Consider the following 5,681-nt stretch of genomic DNA (forward strand, 5'->3'; position numbering starts at 1 on the left):
TCCAGCCCAAGGGCTCCAGCGCCCTCGCATGTTCCTTCTGCTGGACGACCCGTACGCTCTCCGCGGGGCTGAACTGCCGATCCGGTGTATCCATGCCCGAAACGGTGACCAGTCTTGCGCGGACAAGTCAACCTGTCGGGAGCGGCTCGGACTCCGAGACTGTCCCAGTGTCCGGTACTGCCCGGGGGGCATTCCCGGCTGCCGCCAGGGCACCGGCCCGGTCCGGGGCAGCGTCTCGCCTATTCTCGACGGACACCGGGAACATCGGAGTCCGCGGCTTGTTTGCCCGAGCAGCCGGAGGTCGGGCATCTTTGAACACGAGGATGGTGATTGACGCCCGACATGGAAGGACGACACGAACGAGAATGCCCGCAGCCGACGCGACCCGAGATCTGACGGACAATCCTCTGCCTCCGCGCGCCGTAGGTAGCGCGAGACCGGTGGGTTTGATGGCGGTGGCGGCCGCCGCACTGTTCCTGGCGGTGCTGGGGTCGTGCGATTCCGATCCCGTGGTCGAACCGGTGCCGTCGCTTCAGATCGTGCCGGACTCCTTGACCCTTACTCACATCGGACACCAGTTCGCGTTCTCGATTCGGGGCGGCGGCGGGCCGGAATCAGGCGCGGTGCGCTGGAGCAGCCGGGACACGACGGTGTTCGTGGTGGACGCGGACGGGACGGTGACGGCGCGCGGCAACGGCACGGCGGGGCTGCTGGCGGAGCGGGGCAGGCAGTGGAGCCAAGCGCTTGTGCGCGTGCAGCAGGCCGCAGCGGCCTTGGAGACGGTCGGGGACGGGCAGGAGGCGGTCGTCGGGACACCGCTCTGGCGGCCGGTGGGGGTGCGGCTTCTGGATGCTGGCGGCACGCCGGTTTCGGCGGCGAAAACGGTGCGGTTCGACGCATCGGTCCACGGCGGCAAGGCGAGCCCGGCGGAGGTGCTTAGCGACAGCGCGGGAATGGCGTGGACGGAGTGGACGCTGGGCGGGACGCTGGGCGCCCAGACGCTTGTCGCGTCGGTAGCCGGAGGCGCGCGGGCGGAGATCAAGGCGCTGGCGCTGCCGGACGAGGGCGTCTGCGCGCGGACGCCCGAAGTGGCCGATGAGTTGGTGAGGCGGGCGGGGGCGGCGGACTGTGCGGGGGTGACGGAGGAGCACCTTGCGGTGATCGGCAATCTGGATCTGGGCAGCCGGGGCATTGCGACCCTGCGGAGCGGCGACTTCGCGGGCTTGTCGAATCTGGAGGTGCTCAGTTTGTCACGGAATCAACTGACGGCGCTACCGCCCGACATTTTCACGGGGCTCGGCAGCCTGAGGTCAGTGTGGCTGATCTTCAATCACCTGGCGGCGTTGCCGCCCGACATCTTCGCGGGCTTGGCGAACCTTGAGAGGTTGCGGCTGCACTACAATCAGTTGGCTTCATTGCCGCCGAGCATCTTTGCGGATCTGCCTCGACTGGACAATGTGGATTTGAGCAACAACGAACTCAGGGCGTTGCCGCCGGGCATCTTCGCGGGCATGACGCAGTTGCGCGAGGTACGGCTGGGCAACAACGAACTGACGACGCTGCCCCTGGGGATCTTCGAGGATCTGGCTGCGCTGGAGGTTCTTGCCCTGGACTACAACCGGCTGTCGGATCTCCAGCCGGAAACCTTCGCGGGTCTGGTGAACCTGCAACACCTGAGGCTGTACGGTTCGGTCGCTCACAACAAGCTGGGCGAGCTGCCGCCGGGCATCTTCGATAGCCTGTCGCAACTGCGGAGCCTAGATCTGCGCGACACCCACCTGTCGTCCCTGCGACTGGGCGTCTTCGACCATCTTGAGCGGCTGGAGGTCTTGGATATTTCCAGCAACCCGCTGTTCGACCTGCCGCCCGCTGTGTTCGACCGGCTGGGGGCTCTGAGGGAGCTGCACATCCGCGGCATCCGCGTGTCCCGGCTCAGGCCTGGGGTGCTTGCCGCGCTACGGAGGCTTGAGTACCTGGATGTGGCGGGCAACCGCCTCGAAGCTCTGCCTTCCGGCACCTTCGCGGGCATGGATCGATTCGAGCGGTTCCAAGGCGTTAACAACCCCGGCGCGCCGTTCCCGGTCGCGGTGGAGTTCGCGCGAACGGATGCGGCCGACACGCTGGCGCCCGGCCCGGCGCGGGTGGTGATGAGGGTGCCGGACGGGGCTCCGTTCGGCTTCCGCATCCCGGTCTCGGTTCAGGGCGGCAGGGCATCCCGAACGTGGTTCGAGGTGGCGGTCGGCGACACGGCGAGCACGCCGCTGGTGGTCGGGCCACCGTCCGGTGGCGCGGGAGCGGTGCACGTCAGCTTCGGCCAGCCGCCGGGGCTGCCCCCGCGCTACGACGGCCTTGAGGTGGTGCCGGGCGCGCAGATGGTCCTGTTCGCCGAGTCGGACAACCGCTCGCCGGTATACCGCGAGTCGGCTCCGGCGTATTGGCTTCAGGCTGGCGGTGCGTCCGAGCCGTTGCCGCTCGGTCCCTACTTCTCCGATCCCGACGGCGACTCGCTGTCCTACGCGGTCGAGACGAGCGACGGAACGGTAATCGAGGGACGGATCGAAGGCGAAGTGCTGTGGATGGAGCCCCGGGGCGAGGGCGAAGCGGCACTCGTGGTTACGGCGACCGATCCGGCCGGTTTGGCGGCACGCCAGTCTTTGGCGGTGCAGGTGGCGCCAGCCGTCGACCCGGACCGGTTCAACATCGACCTGATCTTCGAGCCTGGGTTCACCGACGAGCAGAAGGCGGCGATGCGTCGGGCGGCGGACCGCTGGGAGGAGGTGGTGGTCGGCGACCTCCCGGATGTGCCTATCGACGGGTACATGGACACGCATGGCGAACACGGTCCCCGCATGGCCGGCGTCGTCGACGATCTTCTGGTGCATACGGTGTGGGCACCCGGTAATTCGATTACCCACGCTTGGGCGGCGGGCGAGCGCGAAGAATCCGGGCTGCCTTTCTATGGCGGAGCCAGCTACAGAACTCTCGCCGCACAGTGGAGTCTGGACCTGTTTCGCGAGGTCGGCCAGCATGAGATGGGGCACGTCCTGGGGCTGCTCGGACCCGGATGGGGATTCAGAAGGGAGATCGGATCCCCGCCCGAGTGGTACTTCACCGGCCCACTGGCGGTCGAGGCGTTCGACGCGGCCGGGGGTTCGGCCTACAACGGTCCGAAGATCCCGATGGACGAATACGGCGTCCATTGGCGGCGCAACGTGTTCGGCGAGGAGATCATGTCGTCGAACGCTGACGTGATCAGCGCGATCACGCTTCAGGCGCTCGCGGACATCGGGTACGAGGTGGACCTGACGAAGGCGGACGAGTACAGGTTGCCCGGAACGGGGGGCGCGGCGGGCGACGCGGCTTCGGACGGGCCGGAGAGGAACGCGTTCGAACTGACCGACGCCATCCTCCGGCTGCCGGTGGTCGTCGTGGACGAGAACGGCAAGGTGGTGCGGGTGATCCGCGACTGAATAGACAGCGCCAGTCGGTTCGCCGGATCCGTCCCGGCCGATTGCTGTCGCGATCCTGCGCGCGTCCCGATTCGGATGATCCGGGCTGGGCTTGTGCTTTCGCGCCTTCCCCTTACCTTCCGTCGTTCTCGCGCCGCCGGAGCGTCCGGCGGCCCACGCCAGCCTCCGACCCTCCCCCCACAGGACGCACCGACCGATGCGCCTTTCCCCCACTCTTTCCGCCCTGCCACCCGTGCGCCCTGGCGGTGCCGCCAACCCCCTCTTCCCGCGCGCTGTGGTCCGGTCGCTTGCGGTTGTCCCGCTCGCCGCCCTCGCGCTCGCGGGGGCCACCAGTCCGGCCGCCGCCTCTCCTCCCGCCACCGGAGCATCCGCTGTTGCCGACACGCTGCGCGTGACGCTTGCCGCGCCGGAGGGCGGCTCGGTGGCCGAGGGCTCGGAGGGCAGCTTCGACGTCTCCGTTGCTGGCAGCACCGCGGACGGAGCGGTGACGGTCCGATACTCGGTGTCAGGCACGGCCACGGCGGGCACGGACTACCGGGCGCTGTCGGGCGAGGTCACGGTGGCCAAGGGACAGAACGGCGCGCGGATCGTGCTCTCCGCGCTCGACGACGACATCCTGGACCACGGCGAGACGGTGGTGCTGGCGCTCACGGGTGCGAGCGGCGCGGCCACGGCGGTGGTGGACCCCGCCCCGGCCACGGCGACGATCGCCGACCACGGCACGGTGACGGTCGAGATCACCCCGATGAACGACACGCTGCCGGAGGGCGCGGCGTGGAACTCGATGGTGACGCTGTCCTCGGCGGTGGCCGAGCGGGTGTCGGTGGGCTGGCGCACCAGCGACGGCACTGCGTTGGCGGGCTCCGACTACGAAGGGATGAAAGGCAGCGTCGTCTTCGAGCCGGGCGAGCGCTCGAAGACGATCAGCGTGAGGACGCTGGAGGACGACGAGTCCGAGCCGGTCGAGATGTTCTACGTCGCGCTCGACCCGGCGGTCGCGGCGACCGCAGCGGCGGGCGGAGCGGGAGCCTGGGCGGGCAACGGCCTGCGGATCGACCTGCAACAGCGGTTCGGGTTCATCGAGTGCACCGTCGAGTTTCTGGACGGTCGGATCGATCGCGCCGTCGACGAGAACGAGCGGGCGGGCACGGACGTGGGCGCTCCGGTGACGGCCCCCACGGAGAGCATCGCCTTCTACAAGCTGAGCGGGGGATCGGGGCTCTTCGCCATCGACGATGTGACGGGGCAGATCAAGACCACTGCCCGCCTCGACCACGAGAAGAGGAGTTCCTACGTCGTCAGCGTCAGCGTGCACGATGCCTGCGGCGCCAGCGACACCACGGACGTCGCCATCAATGTCAACAACTTGAACGAAGCGCCGACGGTCAATGCCGGGAAAGATCAGACCGTCAAGTCAAATGAAATGGTGACGCTGAGCGGCACGAGCACCGATCTCGACGGCGACGACGCTACGTGGGGCACCCCGTCGCACAAGTTCGCGTGGGTGCAGACCAAGGGCCCGACTCCGACCGACGGGCTGAAGGATGCGAACAAGAGGACGGCGACCTTCAAGGCACCTCTTGTGGCCCAGATTACTGATTTGGTCTTCAAACTGACGGTCACCGATGGTGGCCCTCTCAGCCACACCGATGACGTGACGATCACAGTGAGACCGCCGGATAACAAGCCTCCAGAGTTCGAGAAGGAGAGCTACTCCTTCACGACGGACGAAGCGGTCTCGGTGGACGCCAGGGTGGGCCGGGTACACGCGACGGATCCCGAGGGCGGATCGGTGGAATACTCGCTGTCGAATTCGTCCTACTTCAAGATCGGCCTGTCCTCGGGGTGGGTCACGGTGAAGGCGCAACCGCCAGCAGGCACCTACAGGCTCACCGCCACGGCGAGGGATTCCGTCGATGCGGAAGGTACGGCGAAGGTGACGATCCAGGTCAACAAGGTGGTCCCGCCGAACAAGCCTCCGGAGTTCGACCAGGAGAGCTACTCCTTCACGACGGACGAAGCGGTCTCGGTGAACACCGAGTTGGGCCGGGTACACGCGGAGGACCCGGAGGGCGGACGGGTACGGTACTTCTTGTCGAGTTCGTCCTACTTCAAGATCGGCACCGGCACCGGCGCGATCACGGTAAAGGCGCAGCCGCCAGCGGGCACCTACAGGCTCACCGCCACGGCGAGGGATTCCGTCGATGCGGA

The 5,681-nt window shown here is 67.8% G+C and carries 2 protein-coding genes; both read left to right on the forward strand.

Going from position 1 to position 5,681, the window contains the following annotated elements:
• Positions 1 to 449: 449 nt before the first annotated feature.
• Positions 450 to 3,470 (forward strand): leucine-rich repeat protein, encoded by a 3,021-nt coding sequence (locus OXU32_00005; GenBank protein MDE0072354.1) that lies wholly within the window; start codon positions 450 to 452, stop codon positions 3,468 to 3,470.
• Between the two features lie 196 nt (positions 3,471 to 3,666).
• Positions 3,667 to 5,681, forward strand: a 2,015-nt coding sequence (locus OXU32_00010; GenBank protein ID MDE0072355.1) for a cadherin domain-containing protein, incomplete at its 3' end; no start/stop codon positions are given.

It is taken from the genome of Gammaproteobacteria bacterium (genome assembly GCA_028819075.1).
GTDB lineage: Bacteria > Gemmatimonadota > Gemmatimonadetes > Longimicrobiales > Gaopeijiaceae > BD2-11.

What these genes read in the sequence shown, in the direction of transcription:
- OXU32_00005 (MDE0072354.1), top strand. Translation starts at nt 450, where the DNA reads ATGGCGGTGGCGGCCGCCGCACTGTTCCTGGCGGTGCTGGGGTCGTGC.